15 protein-coding genes are annotated in these 15,963 nt (G+C 39.3%); 8 read left to right on the forward strand and 7 right to left on the reverse strand.

The features are described from left to right. Positions 1-35: 35 nt before the first annotated feature. The 6 genes from LH29_RS22885 to LH29_RS22910 all read right to left on the reverse strand — a co-directional run bounded on the left by LH29_RS22885 (position 36) and on the right by LH29_RS22910 (position 6,143). Positions 36-1,682, reverse strand: coding sequence for a sodium ion-translocating decarboxylase subunit beta (locus LH29_RS22885; protein WP_232302877.1), 1,647 nt, complete (start codon positions 1,680-1,682; stop codon positions 36-38). Positions 1,683-1,698: 16 nt separating this feature from the next. Beyond that, positions 1,699-2,124: a biotin/lipoyl-containing protein gene (locus LH29_RS22890; RefSeq protein WP_045033712.1), complete on the reverse strand. Its 426-nt coding sequence runs from the start codon at positions 2,122-2,124 to the stop codon at positions 1,699-1,701. A gap of 35 nt (positions 2,125-2,159) precedes the next feature. After that, a complete protein-coding gene (locus tag LH29_RS24410; protein WP_045033713.1) occupies positions 2,160-2,531 on the reverse strand; it encodes an OadG family protein in 372 nt (123 codons plus the stop codon). Between the two features lie 14 nt (positions 2,532-2,545). Further along, positions 2,546-4,105: an acyl-CoA carboxylase subunit beta gene (locus LH29_RS22900; RefSeq protein WP_045033714.1), complete on the reverse strand. Its 1,560-nt coding sequence runs from the start codon at positions 4,103-4,105 to the stop codon at positions 2,546-2,548. 24 nt (positions 4,106-4,129) lie between these two features. Beyond that, entirely contained in the window at positions 4,130-4,534 is a 405-nt protein-coding gene (gene mce, locus LH29_RS22905; protein ID WP_045033715.1) for a methylmalonyl-CoA epimerase, read from the reverse strand. Between the two features lie 301 nt (positions 4,535-4,835). Next, on the reverse strand, positions 4,836-6,143 hold the full coding sequence (locus tag LH29_RS22910) for an acetyl-CoA hydrolase/transferase family protein (protein WP_045033716.1): 1,308 nt from the start codon (positions 6,141-6,143) through the stop codon (positions 4,836-4,838). Between the two features lie 448 nt (positions 6,144-6,591). Between LH29_RS22910 and LH29_RS22915 the strand changes: the two genes are divergently transcribed. The 7 genes from LH29_RS22915 (at position 6,592) to LH29_RS22945 (ending at position 12,897) form a co-directional block, all read left to right on the forward strand. Then, positions 6,592-7,605, forward strand: coding sequence for a LuxR C-terminal-related transcriptional regulator (locus LH29_RS22915; protein WP_045033717.1), 1,014 nt, complete (start codon positions 6,592-6,594; stop codon positions 7,603-7,605). Positions 7,606-8,057: 452 nt separating this feature from the next. Continuing rightward, entirely contained in the window at positions 8,058-8,708 is a 651-nt protein-coding gene (locus LH29_RS22920; protein WP_045033718.1) for a hypothetical protein, read from the forward strand. A gap of 1 nt (position 8,709) precedes the next feature. Next, entirely contained in the window at positions 8,710-9,210 is a 501-nt protein-coding gene (locus tag LH29_RS22925; RefSeq protein WP_045033719.1) for a CsgE family curli-type amyloid fiber assembly protein, read from the forward strand. Between the two features lie 15 nt (positions 9,211-9,225). Beyond that, positions 9,226-9,654, forward strand: coding sequence for a curli production assembly/transport component CsgF (locus tag LH29_RS22930; RefSeq protein ID WP_045033721.1), 429 nt, complete (start codon positions 9,226-9,228; stop codon positions 9,652-9,654). A 16-nt stretch (positions 9,655-9,670) separates the two neighbouring features. After that, a complete protein-coding gene (locus LH29_RS22935; protein WP_045033769.1) occupies positions 9,671-11,059 on the forward strand; it encodes a CsgG/HfaB family protein in 1,389 nt (462 codons plus the stop codon). 11 nt (positions 11,060-11,070) lie between these two features. Beyond that, the gene (locus LH29_RS22940) at positions 11,071-11,715 is read left to right on the forward strand and encodes a carboxypeptidase-like regulatory domain-containing protein (RefSeq protein WP_082063916.1); all 645 of its coding nucleotides are present in this window, start codon (positions 11,071-11,073) and stop codon (positions 11,713-11,715) included. A 183-nt stretch (positions 11,716-11,898) separates the two neighbouring features. Next, positions 11,899-12,897 carry a LuxR C-terminal-related transcriptional regulator gene (locus LH29_RS22945; protein WP_045033723.1) on the forward strand — a complete coding sequence of 333 codons (999 nt, stop codon included), beginning with the start codon at positions 11,899-11,901 and terminating at the stop codon, positions 12,895-12,897. Between the two features lie 106 nt (positions 12,898-13,003). Here the strand turns inward: LH29_RS22945 and LH29_RS22950 are convergent, their stop codons facing one another. Continuing rightward, on the reverse strand, positions 13,004-14,803 hold the full coding sequence (locus LH29_RS22950; RefSeq protein WP_045033724.1) for a hypothetical protein: 1,800 nt from the start codon (positions 14,801-14,803) through the stop codon (positions 13,004-13,006). 616 nt (positions 14,804-15,419) lie between these two features. Here LH29_RS22950 and LH29_RS22955 point away from each other — a divergent pair. Next, positions 15,420-15,935 (forward strand): ferritin, encoded by a 516-nt coding sequence (locus LH29_RS22955; protein ID WP_045033725.1) that lies wholly within the window; start codon positions 15,420-15,422, stop codon positions 15,933-15,935. Positions 15,936-15,963: the final 28 nt, after the last annotated feature.

Genomic DNA, 15,963 nt, shown 5'->3' on the forward strand with positions numbered 1-15,963 from the left:
GAAATCCTTTTTTTATATATCGTAAGCAGTATTTCTTACATTAAGAAACTCAACAAAATACCTGCTGCTACTGCCGAGCCAATTACACCCGAAACGTTTGGTGCCATAGCGTGCATTAACAAGTGGTTGGTTGGGTCTTCTTTTAATCCCATACCTTGAACAACCCTTGCGCTATCAGGTACAGCAGATACACCTGCTGCTCCAATCATTGGATTGATCTTGTTCTCTTTTTTCAGGAACAGGTTCATGATTTTAGCACCTGCAACACCACCTGCTGTTGCAATTACGAATGAAGCTGCACCAAGCCCGAAGATCTTGATTGACGCCGGAGTAAGGAATACGTCGGCTTGAGTTGAAGCTCCCACGGTAATACCAAGCAAAATTGTAATGGCATCGATAAGTGGGTTAGCCGCAGTGTTTGCCAAACGTTTTGTTACACCCGATTCTTTCAACAAGTTACCAAAGAACAACATACCAATAAGTGGCAATGCCGATGGTGCAATGTAGGCCGTCAGAATCAGACCAATGATAGGGAACAATACTTTCTCCGTTTTAGAAACCGCACGTGGAGGTTTCATTTTGATTCGGCGTTCTCTTTTCGTTGTCATCAGTTTGATTACCGGCGGCTGAATTACAGGCACAAGTGCCATGTACGAATAGGCTGCAATAGCAATTGGGCCAATCAGGTTTTTCACCGTAGTTCCGTCGGGCAGTACGTTCAATCCATTCGCCAGTTTCGACGAAATGAAAATCGCAGTAGGGCCGTCGGCACCACCAATAATACCAATTGCTCCGGCTTCAGGTGCGGCAAATCCTAAATAAATCGCTCCAAGGAACGTAAGGAAAATACCGATTTGAGCGGCTGCACCCAGTAACATCAGTTTTGGATTCGAGATCAGCGACGAGAAGTCGGTCATTGCACCAATCCCAAGGAAAATAAGTGGAGGATACCATCCCTGAACCACACCCTGGTAAAGAATGTTAAGTACCGAGCCAGGCTCGTAAACACCCAATTTCAGGTTAAAGTCGGCCACCTGGAACATCGGAATGTTACCAATTAAAATACCAAATCCGATTGGAATCAGAAGCATTGGCTCGAAATCGTACTTAATAGCCAGGTACAGGAATATAAATCCTACAATCATCATAATGATGTTTCCCCAGGCTATGTTGGCAAATCCCGAAAATTCGTAGAAGTTAAATAATCCGGCTACCGCTCCGCTGTAACGTTTGTAAACATATCCGTCTCCCGACAGGTTGCCATCGGCGTTAATTTTCAGCACACGGTTTGGCAGTTTAACCTGGTTTGTCGTTACGGTATAACCTCCCTGTTGGTTTGGATCTTTGTTGGTACGCAACTCGGTAATAGGCACAGTGTTGAAGTGTAATTCAACCTGGTCTCCAATAACTTCGTAACGCCCTGAGTAACGTTGTTTTGCTGAGTCAAGAAGAAATCCCCCGTCGGTTTCAAACGTAAATGTTTTGTAACGTTTTACGGTAACAGGGTCCTCTTTCTGATCAGGTTCTCCTTCTTTATAAGTAGGAATTGGCACATATCCGTCGGAATGATTTATCCATTTCCCCTTTGTAATTACATCGCTGAGTTTTTCCGGCTGACCGGCAGCAAATACTGAAGGCGCAAGAAAAATCAATACGAATAATAATTGAACTATTTTTCTCATGTCAGCAATGTATTGTTTAAGCAATTTCTATTAACAGATCATCTTGCAACACGCTGTCGCCCACATTAACTTTAATGGCTGTAACTTCTCCGCCTTTTGTGGTTTGTACCTGGTTTTCCATTTTCATGGCTTCCATAACCATCAGGTTTTGGCCTTCAGTTACCACGTCGCCAACCGACACATTAATTTTAAGAATTGTGCCCGGTAGTGGAGCAGTTACTTTGTGTTTACCAGTTGATGCTGATTTTTTGATCTGTCCTTCTCCCGGCATTTGCTCAACCGGTTTCCGAATCAGTTTCGGCGTTTTCGAAGTTTTTACTTCTCCATGAATTTGAACTTCGTATATGGTTCCGTTTACATCCACTTCTGCAACATTGTCTTCAATGTCTTTTAAATGAACATCATATTCCGTACCACTGATTGTGAATTTATATTTTTTCATTGTATTCTTTTTTTACACTTTCTAATCAGAATTATTTATCGCGGCCAGTTGTTTTGTACACTGTAAATTTTAGAACTCCATGGAGAGTACGACTTCTTCACCTTTTTAATGGTAACGATGTTACTCTCTTCGTCGTGCAGTTCGTTAAAGTACATGTGCAGGGCTAAACTGATTGCTGCAGTTACGTTACCTTCAATGTAATCTTCGTCTTTCTTGTCTTCTGCCTGCCCTTTGGTTTTATTCCTTTTTAACTTCTCCTTGTTGAATTTCATGTTAATCAACTTTGGAGCATTGGTAAACACAATAACCAAACAGGTAAGCGCAGTGAAAACGATGCAGAATCCAACGATTGCAACAGTGTACCCAAACTGAACAGAACTGGCTAATAGAATTGATAATGGTTCCATAATTTGTTCTGTTTTTAAAGTGGGATGTTTGAATGCTTCTTCGGTGGATTAACCAGTTTCTTAGTAGCAAGGCTTTGTAATCCGCGAATAATTCTGAACCTTGTGTTACGAGGCTCGATAACATCGTCGATGTAACCAAAAGATGCAGCCTGATAAGGATTAGCAAACTTCTCTTTGTATTCCTCTTCGTGGTCGGAAATAAATTTAGCACGCTCTTCAGCGTCTTCAATATCGCGTAATTTTCTTCCGTGAAGTACTTCAACAGCACCGGCAGCACCCATAACGGCAATCTCAGCAGTTGGCCAGGCATAGTTAAGGTCGCCACGCAATTGTTTACTCGACATTACGTCGTGTGCACCACCGTATGATTTACGCAGTGTAATAGTGATTTTTGGAACAGTAGCTTCGCCGTAAGCAAACATCAATTTTGCTCCGTGAGTAATAATTCCGCCGTACTCCTGACGACTTCCTGGTAAGAATCCGGGAACATCAACAAGTGTAATGATTGGAATATTAAATGAATCGCAAAAACGTACAAAACGAGCTGCTTTTACCGAAGCATCAATATCAAGCACACCTGCCAGGTAGTTTGGCTGGTTAGCAACAATACCAACAGGCTGTCCGTCGAATTTGGCAAAACCAACAACGATATTCTTCGCGTAGTTACGGTGAATTTCGAGGAACTCGCCATAATCAACAATAGTGTGAATTACATCTTTAACGTCGTAAGGCTGGTTCGGATTGTCAGGAATGATTTCATTCAATACATCGTCCAAACGATCAATAGGATCTGAACTGTCGGTAACAATCGGATCTTCAAGGTTATTTTGAGGCAGGTAGCTGATAAGTTTACGCAAGATCGAAATACCTTCCTGCTCGTTTTCAACCAGAAATTGTGCAACACCTGATTTAGATGCATGAACTTTACCTCCACCAAGGTCTTCAACTGAAATGTCTTCGCCGGTTACCGTTTTAACAACTTTAGGTCCGGTTACAAACATGTACGAGTTTTGCTCGGTCATCATGATAAAGTCGGTTAGGGCAGGAGAGTAAACTGCACCACCGGCACATGGTCCGAAAATAGCTGAGATTTGTGGAATAACTCCTGATGCCAAAATGTTACGCTCGAAAATTTCAGCATAACCCGAAAGCGAGTTAACACCTTCCTGAATACGTGCACCACCCGAGTCGTTGATACCAATTACCGGTGCGCCAACTTTCATGGCCATATCCATTACCTTGCAAATTTTCTGTGCAAAGGTTTCTGATAATGATCCACCGAATACGGTAAAGTCTTGTGAGAAAACGTAAACTACACGTCCGTCGATCGTTCCGTGACCGGTAACAACACCATCGCCCAAAAATTTGGTTTTTTCCAATCCGAAGTTTGTACAGCGGTGGGTAACAAACATGTCAAATTCTTCGAAACTTCCTTCATCAAGCAGAAGTTCGATTCTTTCGCGAGCAGTAAATTTGCCTTTTTTGTGCTGTGCTTCAATTCTTTTCAATCCGCCACCCAGCTTAGCTTCTGCTCTTAGGTCGATTAACTTTTTAATTTTATCCTGGTTGCTCATAAAATCGGTTATTAGAAGTGTGTTTTACTCTTTTCCACAAATTTCGGTTAATACGCCCATGGTAGCTTTTGGATGAAGGAAACCAATGTTTAATCCTTCGGCCCCTTTGCGCGCTGTTTTGTCGATTAGCTGAACGCCTTTTTCTCCCAGTTCATTCAACGAATCGTTAACATTGTCAACAGCAAAAGCAAGGTGGTGTACGCCCTGACCTTTTTTCTCCAGGAATTTGCCAATTGGTCCGTCAGGACTGGTTGATTCCAATAACTCGATTTTAGTGTCGCCAACCTGGAAGAAGGCGGTTTTTACTTTTTGGTCTGCCACTTCTTCAACGGCATAGCATTTTAGACCCAGCATCTCTTCGTAGTATGGAATAGCTTCTTCTAAACTATTCACTGCGATCCCGATGTGTTCTATATGTGAAATGTTCATCTTGTAAAAAATTGTATTCTTGAAAATAAGCAGATTTTGAACCAGTTAGTACAGTTTGTTCAGGCATTAATTGTTTCTATTTCTGCTTATTTAGAATGGTTATAAAATATTAATAGTCAAATTTTTAAACTCCAACAAAGTTATGCTTCTTACAATTCCCTATTCATGAAAAACCGAAAACCTGATTGTTTGGCATCACGATTTTAGAATTAGTTAATATTCGAACGAAATGATAGAATGGTTGATGATAATAGTCATAAAAAAAGCAGACCTTAAGTCTGCTTCTTTAAACATATGTCTTTTATTCACCCCTCACATAATGGTAATGTGGACCGAACCGTTCAAACGATGCTTTGTCTAAAGATTCCTGATGGTCAGGGTGAGCGATAGAAATCAGAAGTTTTGCTCTTTCCTGAAGTGTTTTTCCATATAAGTTTACAGCACCATACTCAGTTACCACCCAATGCATGTTTGCACGAGTAGTTACAACGCCTGATCCTGAAAGTAAGGTTGGGCTAATTTTTGAAATACCTTTATTCGTTACCGATGGGAGTGCAATAATTGGTTTACCTTTTTTAGAGTGACCAGCACCACGGATAAAGTCGATTTGGCCTCCAACGCCTGAGTAGTGCGTGATACCAATTGAGTCGGCACAAACCTGACCGGTTAAGTCGATTGCCAGTGCAGAGTTAATTGCTGTTACCTTATCGTTCTTACGAATGTTTGCCACGTGGTTGGTGTGTGCAACGTCCATCATGGCAACACGTGGGTTGTCGTCAACAAAATCATAAAGAGCTTGTGAGCCCATCAGGAAAGATGCTACCATCTTACCCGGATCTGTTTTTTTCTTCTTACCGGTAATAACACCTTTTTCAACCAAAGGAAGAATTCCGTCGGCAAACATTTCGGTGTGTACTCCAAGGTCTTTGTGGTTACCCAATTGAGCCAATACTGCATTTGGAATACCTCCGATACCCATTTGTAAACAAGCACCATCTTCAACTAATTCGGCAACATTTTTTCCAATTTTAATGTCCATGTCCGTAAGTGGAGCAGGATCATGAACATACAATGGAATGTCGTCTTCAACGAAAATATCAATCTCATCAATATGCATCATTGCATCACCCCAAGCTCTTGGAACATTTGGGTTTACAGCTGCAATTACCGTATCGGCATTTTCAATAGCGGCGCGGGTTGCATCAACCGAGGTACCTAATGAAACGAAACCATGTTTGTCAGGGACTGACACCATAATCATGGCAACATTTACTTTTAAATAACCTCTGCGCATTAAACGCTGGGTTTCGCTCAGGAAAATTGGAATGTAGTCGGCGTAACCGGCCTGAGTTTGTTTTCTCAGGTTTCCGCCAACAAAAAATTGTTCAGAATGAAAGATTCCTTCGAATTCAGGATTGGCATATTCAACCTGACCTTCGACATGGATATGCTGAATAGTAACATTGTGGAACTCTTTGTTGCGACCTCTCTCAACCATTGGTTTAATTAAGGTGTGAGGAGTTACTGCAACACTACTTAAATGGACTCTGTCTCCGGTTTTTATAACCTTTACAGCTTCTTCCGGCGATACGTACTTGATATTTTTCATGTTTTATCGGATTTTAAAATCGGCTAATAATTTCAGGTGCGCAAATATAGAAATATAATTCCCCCGACTATGATTCGAATATTATAATCTGAGGTTCGAATAGATTTGTAAAGTATTTGTTAATTGCGGGTTTCGTTACTTTTATTTGGACTAATGACAGATAAGGAATGATTGGTTCGCTTCAATTTTTATAAAACTGGTGGACCCAATTATCTCATGAAATTTGTTTGAGCAAACTGAAAGAACTATAAAGTGCCGGAAAGAACCATGAGAACTAAGAGAAAAACAGTTTGGCGTAAATTGTCTCATTTCCGAACTTCAGTATAACAAATATAATTGGTTTGTTCTTGGGGTATTTTGGTCTTTAGTTTTAAAAAATGTCATTTAACTGTGTCATTTATTGGGAATTATCTTAACTTAGTTGTCACCTTTACAATACATAATAGCGATGAACCATCTGCAACAAGAAAAGTTGATTCTGCTCAACATGTCCGATGATGAATTATTCAGGCAGTTTAGCAGTATCTTGAAAACACATAATTATCGTGTACAACGAGCTGTGACGATTCAGGCAGCCATTCAAAAAGTTATTGAGTATTCTCCCGATCTGATTATTTGCAGTCATAATTTAATGGACTACACGGCTTATCAGGCGTACAATTTATTGCGAAAGACCACATTAAATTGTATCACTCCCTATGTTGTAATTGTTGAAAATTATGATTCGGAAGAAATACTGATGGGGCTGGAGCTGGGAATCGATAATTTTATTTTTAAGCCACTAGTTGAAAAGCGTATAGTTACAAAACTAAAATTGCTGTTCGAAAAAATAGATAGGCTAAAAGCAATTGAGCGCTCCACTTTCGAAAAGCTTTTTGTTGCCTCGCCAATTGGAATGCTGATATGCGAAACTGGCAGCATTGAACGAGCCAATCCGGCTTTTTATCAGCTAATGGGTTTTGACAAAAGTTTGAGCCTTCCGGGATTAAAAGAACTCTTTCATTTTAGAGAATCTCATGAGCAGAAAAAACAATTTTGTATGTGTTTAAAAGGCCTTACACACGATTGTACAGTTTCGAATGTGCAGTTGAAAGGAGATAAGGAACATGTTGCAAATTTGTACATTTCCAACATTTCGAATTTTGTAGTTAACCGCTTGCTAATACAGATCGAGGTTCAGCTAAATAATGCCGATTTGCCCTGTTCTGGCAAAAATAGGAATGTGTTAACTGAAAGTAAAAAGGAACGAACAACTGATTTTGTGTTAACCTCGAGAGAATATGATATTTTAAGAATATCGGGAAAAGGTACACCAATTAAACTAATTGCTTCTGAGTTGGGAATTTCGCAACGAACGGTGGAGAAACACCGCTCGAATATCATGAGAAAAACCAATTCGATGAATATTATTGAAGCCATTGGTAAGGTGTATGGCATAAATCAGAAACTGTATGGTACGTAATATTGCGTACCCGACCTATTAGATGGAGGTATTTACGTATTGTGAAAAATCTTATCATCATTTACATTTGAATCGTGATTAAATGATTAGCATCCCTAAGCGAAAGTTTAATTAAAACAAGTGCCGGATAACTTGAAGGTAATTTGTTGAATTTATACCCAGGAAGAATTATTGAAAATCGACCTCCGTTAAATCTATACCAGGTAAAATGTTACCATGCGGTATGGATTTTTGTAAAGAATATATCTAAAGGAAGTATCAGATAGTGGCAATTTTCTGACTTCAGATACAGATGAAATGTAATGGTCCTCGCGGCTATATTCCGGAGTTTACCATCAAAAATAAAGTATAAAGCTGCAGAAAACACGTATACACTAACTATTGATCGATCCTTTTGATTGTGGTAATTTTAGTTGTAGTGTTTTTGGTCTTTACCCACAAATAAAAAAGCTATGCTAAGGAAAATATTCTATCTGATTTTGTTCGCCAGTTGTTTTACAAATGTTAAAGCACAGGATAACCTGGTTGAGCATTTAATTGAGCTCATACAGGTTGGCGTTATCGATAATGAAATGCTGTTGAATAGCACAAGTATCATTGGTCAGGTGGGCAATGTAAATACGATAGTTGTAAATCAGGAGCAAGTTGGTTTGTTAAACAACACCATATTTTCTCTACAGCTTCAAACTGAAAATCAGGCAGGAATAACTCAGTATGGATCCGGACATTCAACACTTCTTATTCAGAATGGAGTAAACAACCAGGCAAATACATGGTCGATTGGCTCGCTTACGGCCACCGAAGTATATCAGAAAGGGAACAGGAATACCATTAATTCGTTTATCAATAACGAAGGAATACTTCCTAAATCGAATTTGCTTAACCAAATTGGAGACGACAATACCATGGAAATTGCCTTAATGGGTATTGGGGGCTCATGGACAGAGCATTTACCCAAAACCGTTGATGCAACACAAATCGGTGCAGATAATACCCTCGAATTGATACTTGATCATTCTCTGATGCCCGGAATAAAAGTTACCCAAACCGGAGGAATGAGTTTAATCCTGAAACACAGCGATTTTTATTTCCCTGCACAATAATATGAAACTACTTCTTTCTATACTCCTGATACCTGTTTGTTTTGGCGTTTGTAGTGCCCAAACCGATTCGATTAAGGCTTCAAAACAAATAAAAGAAGCTCCTGATGATTTAAAACAATTACTAAAGGAGATTACCGAAGAGAAAGCTAAAAAGGTAGGTAAAGATGCTGATTTAGAGATTGATGGGTTGTTGTTCGATGAAACCAAAACCAAAAGCGGCCGGGATTTTTACGACTTATTTTATCGCGATTGGGAGGCTCCGGTAAATGTAAAAAACTATTCAATTTTTGTAAGTGAAAAACCTTACCGTTTAACTACAACTCAAATTCAGGTTAGAATAAACGAAACACTTGTTTTTCAATCTTTCCTGCAACCGCGGCGCGACATTGTCGAAACCCTTGCTCAGCAAGCCGTTGCACGCACGCAGGTATACCTGCAAAACTATGAAGCTATTTTAAAACAACTGGAAGGTGCCGACCGTGCAGGCTCGGGCATCTTTTAACCAAAACTATATGTTATGAGAAAAAAAATATTAACTCTGTTAGGCGTTTTTACAATGGGCGTCACTTGTTCTTATGCGCAGGATTTTGTTTATACTCCTAAAAATCCGGCTTTTGGCGGAAGTCCTTACAATTATAGTTGGCTGTTAAGTTCGGCCCAGGCACAAGATACCTACGAGGCTCCTGCAGATGAAAGTAGCTCGTACAGTAGCTATTATAATTCCGATCCGGTAAATAATTTTACGGAAAGTCTTAACCGGCAGATACTTAGTCAATTGTCGAGGCAGATTGTGAGTCGTCAGTTTGGCGAAGATGCTTTAGATGAAGGAACCTATGTTCTTGGCGATTATCAAATCGAAATTGGAAATGGCGGTACCGGTTTAAACATATCAATTGTTGATAATTCAACCGGCGCTACAACATCGGTAGAAGTACCTTATTTCTGAAGCAGATATGATTGAAATGTTAAAACTTCAAAGACTGATTTTCAGAACACTAAAGTTCTGCGTAGTTGCATCTGTAATTGCAGGCTGCAGTCCTTATTTCTATCAACCATTGGGAGAAGAACGGGAAGCACAGCTGGGCCCTGAAACTCCGGTGAAAAAGGAATTGCTCGATCTGCCTCAGCCAAAAGAGCCCATAGTGGTTGCTGTTTATAAATTCAGAGATCAGACCGGGCAGTACAAAGCATCTGAAGTTGGCGCCAACTGGTCGACAGCTGTTACCCAAGGAGCTACCAATATTCTTGTACGTGCATTGGAAGAATCGGGCTGGTTTGTACCCATTGAAAGAGAGAATATCAGCAATTTGCTGAATGAGCGAAAAATAATTCGATCGAGCCGTGAGCAATACGAAGGTAATAATGGAGTATTGTTGCCGCCGCTTTTATTTGCAGGTGTTTTGCTCGAAGGAGGAATCGTTTCGTACGAAACAAATGTTTACACCGGCGGGGCTGGAGTTCGCTATTTTGGAACGGATGCATCGGCACAATACCGCGAAGACCGTGTGAGCATCTATTTACGTGCTGTTTCTACCAGTAATGGAAAAATTCTAAAAACGATATACACAACAAAATCCATTCTGTCGCAGGAAGTTTCGATGGGTGTTTTCCGGTATGTTAAATACAAGCGTTTGCTGGAAGCCGAAACCGGTTACACTTATAACGAACCAACCGAACTGGCTGTTACCGAAGCCATTGAAAAAGCTGTTCACAGCCTTATAATCGAAGGTGTTTTGGATAATTTATGGAGTCTTGAAAATCAGGAAGAAATAAAGGACGAACAAATACAGAATTATATGGCCGAAAAAGAGGACAGGGTAGATATTGACCATATGGGCCGGCCATTTGAACAGCATCTGAGAGGAAAAATGTTCATGTCCATATTGGGAACCGCACAATTTTATGCCGGCGATTATTCTACGAGTTACATTCGTCCGGGAGCTACGTGGGAACTGGGATATGCATTGCATAAGAATTTCTTTCTTGAAACCGATGTTGGGTATCAACGCATATTTATCGAAGATTTAATGACTTCAGAAGAATATTATGCCGACATAAGTCTGATGTATTTGCTAAATCCGAAAGGGAAATTCTCGCCTTTGTTTGGTGTGGGAGGGGGCACGTATTATGACTTTGATTCGAATGTTGGTTTGTCTGATGAGAGGTTGATCCCTTACATTTCTTATCGGGCAGGGGTAGAATATTTATTTGGCAACAGGTTGGCAGCAATTGGGAAAGTATATGTAATCCAACTATTCTCCGATAGGTACGACGGTGAAATAGCCGGACAGTTTAACGACCATATTTGGGGTTTTAAACTGGGTTTGAAATATTATTTGGGTAAAAATTAAAAACGAAATAAATGAGCAAAATAAATTGTTTACTAATTCTTTTTATAGCAATGCTTTTGTTGGCATGCGAAGAAGAAAAATTGGACATTGACAGGTTCGGTGCAATCCGTGGCCAGATACTTGATGGAGAAACTTACGATCCACTAAACGGAGTTCAGATAGTCACTAATCCGGCCAGCAGCTCAACAATTACAAATATGGATGGTGTATTTGAGTTTAATAAGGTTGCAGAAGGTGAACTTGCCGTTACTGCCCGCAAAAAGAATTATTTGAGCAGTACGGTAAGCGTAGCAGTATACGACAAGGAAACAACCGCCCTTACTTTCTTTCTTTTAAAAGATGAGAATGATATCGGCTGGGTAACCTTTTACGACCCCGTGCCGGGAAATGGCGCTGTTGATCAAAACACCTCCTTAACAATGCAATGGAAGGTCGATCAGGAAGATAGCGGCAAAGATCTGGAATATAACGTCTATTATTTTCAGGCAAATTCAACAACACAAAAAACGGCTGGAGAAAACCTTTCTGATAAGGAAGTAATTGTTTCCATGCTGGAGAATAATACAACCTACTACTGGTATGTTGTTGCTAAATACGAAGGAAACCGGGTGGCGAATAGCCCAACCTGGAGTTTTAGAACACAAAGTGATAATTAGCGTGCGATGTAATTGGTTTAAGGCAAAGTGAAGGGCATTAGTAGTTCCCTACATTTTTTCCGGAATAATTACGCAATATTAGGGTGTTTTGTGTTGCTAATGAGTTAAATATAGAGAAATTACGTATTTTATTATCTTTTTGGTTTTTGTAATTTGCTATCGGATAAAAAATGAGGATTTAAAATGAAAACTACCCAAAGTAATCTGCTTCTGATTGGCGAATCGGAAGCATCAAGTAAAATGTTTATTGATGTACTGGCAAAAGAAAACTATCACGTCACATTTGTTAGTAATATCGAAATAGCTATTCAAAAGTTAATGAAAGAGCTCCCTGATTTAATTATCTGTTTCTACGATGTAAATGAATTAAATGGTTTCCAGGTTTACAATATTCTCGATAATGAGATATTAAAAAACGAAATTCCGTTTATTATAATCTTTAATCAATTTCGCAAAAATGAGTTTTTTGTTGCTGTTGAATTGGGTATTGATAGTTTTATTTTTCCGCCATTCGATCAGGAACGAATATTAAACATTGTTCAAAAACAATTAATTAAGAATATGGAGCGAAAGGCTTATGGCGCCATAAAATTCGATTCAATTTGCCGGATGATTCCTTATGGTGTATTTGTTGCCGATGATAAGTGTATTACTCAAACCAACGAAACGTTTGATAAACTGGCAAACTTTGCCACCAAAAAAAACGGTAATTATTTGTTAAGCGAGGTTTTTGCTCTTAACACCGGTTATGAAGATGAATTAAAATTATCGCGATTTATGAATGGATTAACTAAGGATTGCCGCTTAAACAGAATTAGAATTCATGGACGGGAGAATGAGTATTTCAACCTATATTTTTCGCTTGTAAAAAAACGTGGGTCTTCATCAAAAATTATAGGGGTTGTTATTCCTTTAAAAGATAAAGAGCAATTGGCAGAAGTGAATTACCTTAATACTAAAAATAGCGTAAAATATCTTGATCCGAATGTTATAACAGCTCGCGAACGGCAGGTACTACAATTGTCGGCAACCGGAGTGCCCATTAAACAAATTGCTGAGCGCCTGGGAATATCTGAGCGAACCGTAGAAAAACATCGTTCGAATATTATTCAGAAGACTGATTGTGGCAATATTATGGAAGCCGTATTTATGTTTGGAAAGAACCATATGTTGAATGTTTAAAAGTTGACTGGTAATTAAATAATACAATACTCGTTAACACAAAAAGAGGCAACTAATAAGCTGCCTCTTTTTTGTTTCAAGAATTGTCCTCCCCGCCAAAATAGTGTTAATATTGATTAACCGTTGCAACGTTTCCTGCTCCCGACTGATTGACGGTAGCGCTGGCGCCGAAAGCAGTTTGCCCTATATTGACAATATTGCCTGTTCCAAACTGATCGATGTCCAATGTTCCGTTACCAATAGCAAATTCGGCACCCGACAAACCCTGTACAACGTTTAATTCTCCTTCCTGATAAATGTCGGCCGAAGCAACAGATCCGTTTTGCTCGAGCGAAGCAACGTTGTTGTCGCCAATAACAAGCATTACAGCACTGGCGTTTTCACCATTCTGTACTGTTTTTAGGGTATTGCCATTGCCGGTTACTGTTTGGGAAGCAAAATCATTGTCTTCATATTGAATTACGCTAATATCGTTTAAATCACCTGTAATGGTTTGAGTCAGGTTTTCTCCATTGCCATACCAAACTCCGTGTTGTTCGCCGTATACAGTGTTTGAGCTTCCGCTTACCGTTTGTAACGCATTGTTGTCGTCTCCCCAATTTTGATTAATAGTTAGTGTGTTGTTCGAACTTTCTGCACCCAAAACATTTTGTGTTGCATCACTATACCAGCTTTCAGCTGTCTGTGTGATTGATAAATTGTTTGAAGTACCTTCAACATATTGTGTGGCTGTATTTGGAGGAGTAGCTCCTCCTAATCCATTTTGTAATATACTGGCAGTGTTGTCTCCACTTGTACTAGTAAATGTTTGTGAAGCTGTGTTGTACGACCCGTAAAAGTTATTTAGTTGTTGAATTGTTGCATTGTCATTGTGACCTTCCATTTTTTGTGTTGCCGAATTTTCCGAGCCACCTACTTGTTCAATTGTGGCGTTATTCATATCTCCTATCAGATCTTGGGTTGCAACATTCATATAACCAGACTGATCAACTGAAGCGTTGTTGTCGTCTCCTGTAAAGGTTTGAAAAGCATCGCCATAATTACCTGTCTGCTCAACATATCCTGTATTGTCGTTTCCAACAGTTACAGTCTGCTCTGACTGGTTGCCTTGACCGTTTTGAAAAGCAGTTAAAGTAGAAATTGCGGTGCTATTACCTGATGAAAATGTCTGGTGTGCTTCATTTGCTTCCCCGAATTGATCAATATCGGCATAGTTTTCTTTGCTTAAATTACCAAAAAACTGGGTGCCAGTATTTGAACTACCATTCTGGTAAATGTTGCCATCGGCATCAAGACTTTGCATTATCTGTGTTGCCTGGTTTAAATTTCCTTCCTGAAGAATTACACCCGTAGCAAAAGGTGTTTGGTCTCCGTCGTACGAAGAACCACCTGCCATTAAAGTTGTTTGTGTTGCAGTATTCTCATCTCCAACCTGAGTTGCTGTAAACTCAACCGATCCCTGGTCACCATCAGTAGATGATTGTTCAATAAGGTTTGAATTCCCAGTTTGCGAAGCTGTGAAAACCCGGGATACAAATCGGTCAAGAAAATCATTTCCATTGTTTTCCTGAGTTTGTCTGATGCTGTTGTCTTCACCTTCCTGGGTAGCATCAGCCGATAAAATGCTTCCATCGGAGTCATCATCATCTGTAATGCTTTGGTTAATAGTAACGCTGTTTGCCACTCCTCCCGGTGTATTTGTTTGATTAACCGTAGCACTTATAGTGTTAACATTGTTAACGTTTAAAACACTGCTTTGTGTAACCGTAGCTGTGTTTGTTCCGGTTTGTGTAACGGCTGCCTGCACAGAAGTGCCGCTTTCGTTGGTTTGGTCGACTACTGCATTTTGAGCAAACGTTAAGCCTGCTAACGCCATAAAGACAAATAAAAATCCTAATTTTTTCATAATTTAAAATTTTAGTTGTTAATAATGTGGATTTATAAAGAGTATGTTGTTTGTCATGTTTGACAGGTATAGCGGTTATTTTCTTTCAGTTGCTAACTCAAAAGTATTTCAGTTTCAACCAAAAAAAAATACGTGAAATAGGAAGGTTGTTTTGTGGTGTGGATAATGCTTAACTTGGTTGTGACGATGAATATTACTTTGCTTAAATTGTTGATATTTAGTCGATAGTGGTTTTTGTGTTTTGTGTGGGTTACAAATTTTTAATAGAAGTAGTTCAGATTGTTCCCTTAAATGTTTGCTTATCTCTTTTCAGGCTAGTAAAACCGCGTATTCTGTATTGTTTGCTTAAAATGCTTATTGCCTTGCTTATTTTAACCACTTAATTTTACAATACAGTACTAACGAAGTAATTAAGATACCCTTATTTTTTATTAAACCTTGAAATTGAAGATCGAATAAAGCCACCATTAAATCCGGTATCACAACTAACGTGAAAATTTTCTCTGACAACATTCGATTTTTAATTCGTTAAGAAAGATCCGTTTTCGGATCTTTCTTTTTTATCTTTCTACTGTTTTTTCTACTTTTAAGCACAAAATCATTAAACAAGTAGATCATGTTGAAAGAAAAAGTACTAAATGCGTTAAATGAGCAGATAAACGCAGAACAATATTCATCATTATTATACCTCTCAATGTCAGCCTATTTTAACGATAAAGGGCTGCCGGGATTTGCCAACTGGATGTATGTACAGTACCAGGAAGAGCTGACGCATGCCAATAAGTTTTTCAATTACGTTGTAGAGCGTGGAGGTAAAGTGGAGTTAAAAGCCATTGACCAAATGCCAACAACATGGGAAGGTGTTATCGATGTGTTTGAGAAAACACTGGAACATGAGCAGTTGGTTACCAGTTTAATAGACAAGTTGGTTGATGTTGCCGTTGATGAAAGAGACCATGCAACACAAAGTTTCTTACGCTGGTTTGTTGATGAGCAGGTTGAAGAAGAAGCAAACGTTACAGAAATTCTTGACACCTTAAAACTTATCAACGGACAGGGTAACGGTATTTTTATGCTGGATCGCGAAATGCGTAATCGTACCTTTGTTGATACTACTGCTGCAGCTCAATAAAATTAGGATCAAAATATAGAATTAAAAG

The organism is Draconibacterium sediminis (assembly GCF_000949475.1).
In the GTDB taxonomy this organism is placed as follows: Bacteria; Bacteroidota; Bacteroidia; order Bacteroidales; family Prolixibacteraceae; genus Draconibacterium; species Draconibacterium sediminis.

What these genes read in the sequence shown, in the direction of transcription:
- LH29_RS22930 (WP_045033721.1), top strand. Translation starts at nt 9,226, where the DNA reads ATGAGAAAAAAAATATTAACTCTGTTAGGCGTTTTTACAATGGGCGTC.
- LH29_RS22900 (WP_045033714.1), bottom strand. Translation starts at nt 4,105, where the DNA reads ATGAGCAACCAGGATAAAATTAAAAAGTTAATCGACCTAAGAGCAGAA.
- LH29_RS22910 (WP_045033716.1), bottom strand. Translation starts at nt 6,143, where the DNA reads ATGAAAAATATCAAGTACGTATCGCCGGAAGAAGCTGTAAAGGTTATA.
- LH29_RS22925 (WP_045033719.1), top strand. Translation starts at nt 8,710, where the DNA reads ATGAAACTACTTCTTTCTATACTCCTGATACCTGTTTGTTTTGGCGTT.
- LH29_RS22890 (WP_045033712.1), bottom strand. Translation starts at nt 2,124, where the DNA reads ATGAAAAAATATAAATTCACAATCAGTGGTACGGAATATGATGTTCAT.
- LH29_RS22915 (WP_045033717.1), top strand. Translation starts at nt 6,592, where the DNA reads ATGAACCATCTGCAACAAGAAAAGTTGATTCTGCTCAACATGTCCGAT.
- LH29_RS24410 (WP_045033713.1), bottom strand. Translation starts at nt 2,531, where the DNA reads ATGGAACCATTATCAATTCTATTAGCCAGTTCTGTTCAGTTTGGGTAC.
- mce (WP_045033715.1), bottom strand. Translation starts at nt 4,534, where the DNA reads ATGAACATTTCACATATAGAACACATCGGGATCGCAGTGAATAGTTTA.
- LH29_RS22940 (WP_082063916.1), top strand. Translation starts at nt 11,071, where the DNA reads ATGAGCAAAATAAATTGTTTACTAATTCTTTTTATAGCAATGCTTTTG.
- LH29_RS22945 (WP_045033723.1), top strand. Translation starts at nt 11,899, where the DNA reads ATGAAAACTACCCAAAGTAATCTGCTTCTGATTGGCGAATCGGAAGCA.
- LH29_RS22920 (WP_045033718.1), top strand. Translation starts at nt 8,058, where the DNA reads ATGCTAAGGAAAATATTCTATCTGATTTTGTTCGCCAGTTGTTTTACA.
- LH29_RS22935 (WP_045033769.1), top strand. Translation starts at nt 9,671, where the DNA reads ATGTTAAAACTTCAAAGACTGATTTTCAGAACACTAAAGTTCTGCGTA.
- LH29_RS22950 (WP_045033724.1), bottom strand. Translation starts at nt 14,803, where the DNA reads ATGAAAAAATTAGGATTTTTATTTGTCTTTATGGCGTTAGCAGGCTTA.
- LH29_RS22955 (WP_045033725.1), top strand. Translation starts at nt 15,420, where the DNA reads ATGTTGAAAGAAAAAGTACTAAATGCGTTAAATGAGCAGATAAACGCA.
- LH29_RS22885 (WP_232302877.1), bottom strand. Translation starts at nt 1,682, where the DNA reads ATGAGAAAAATAGTTCAATTATTATTCGTATTGATTTTTCTTGCGCCT.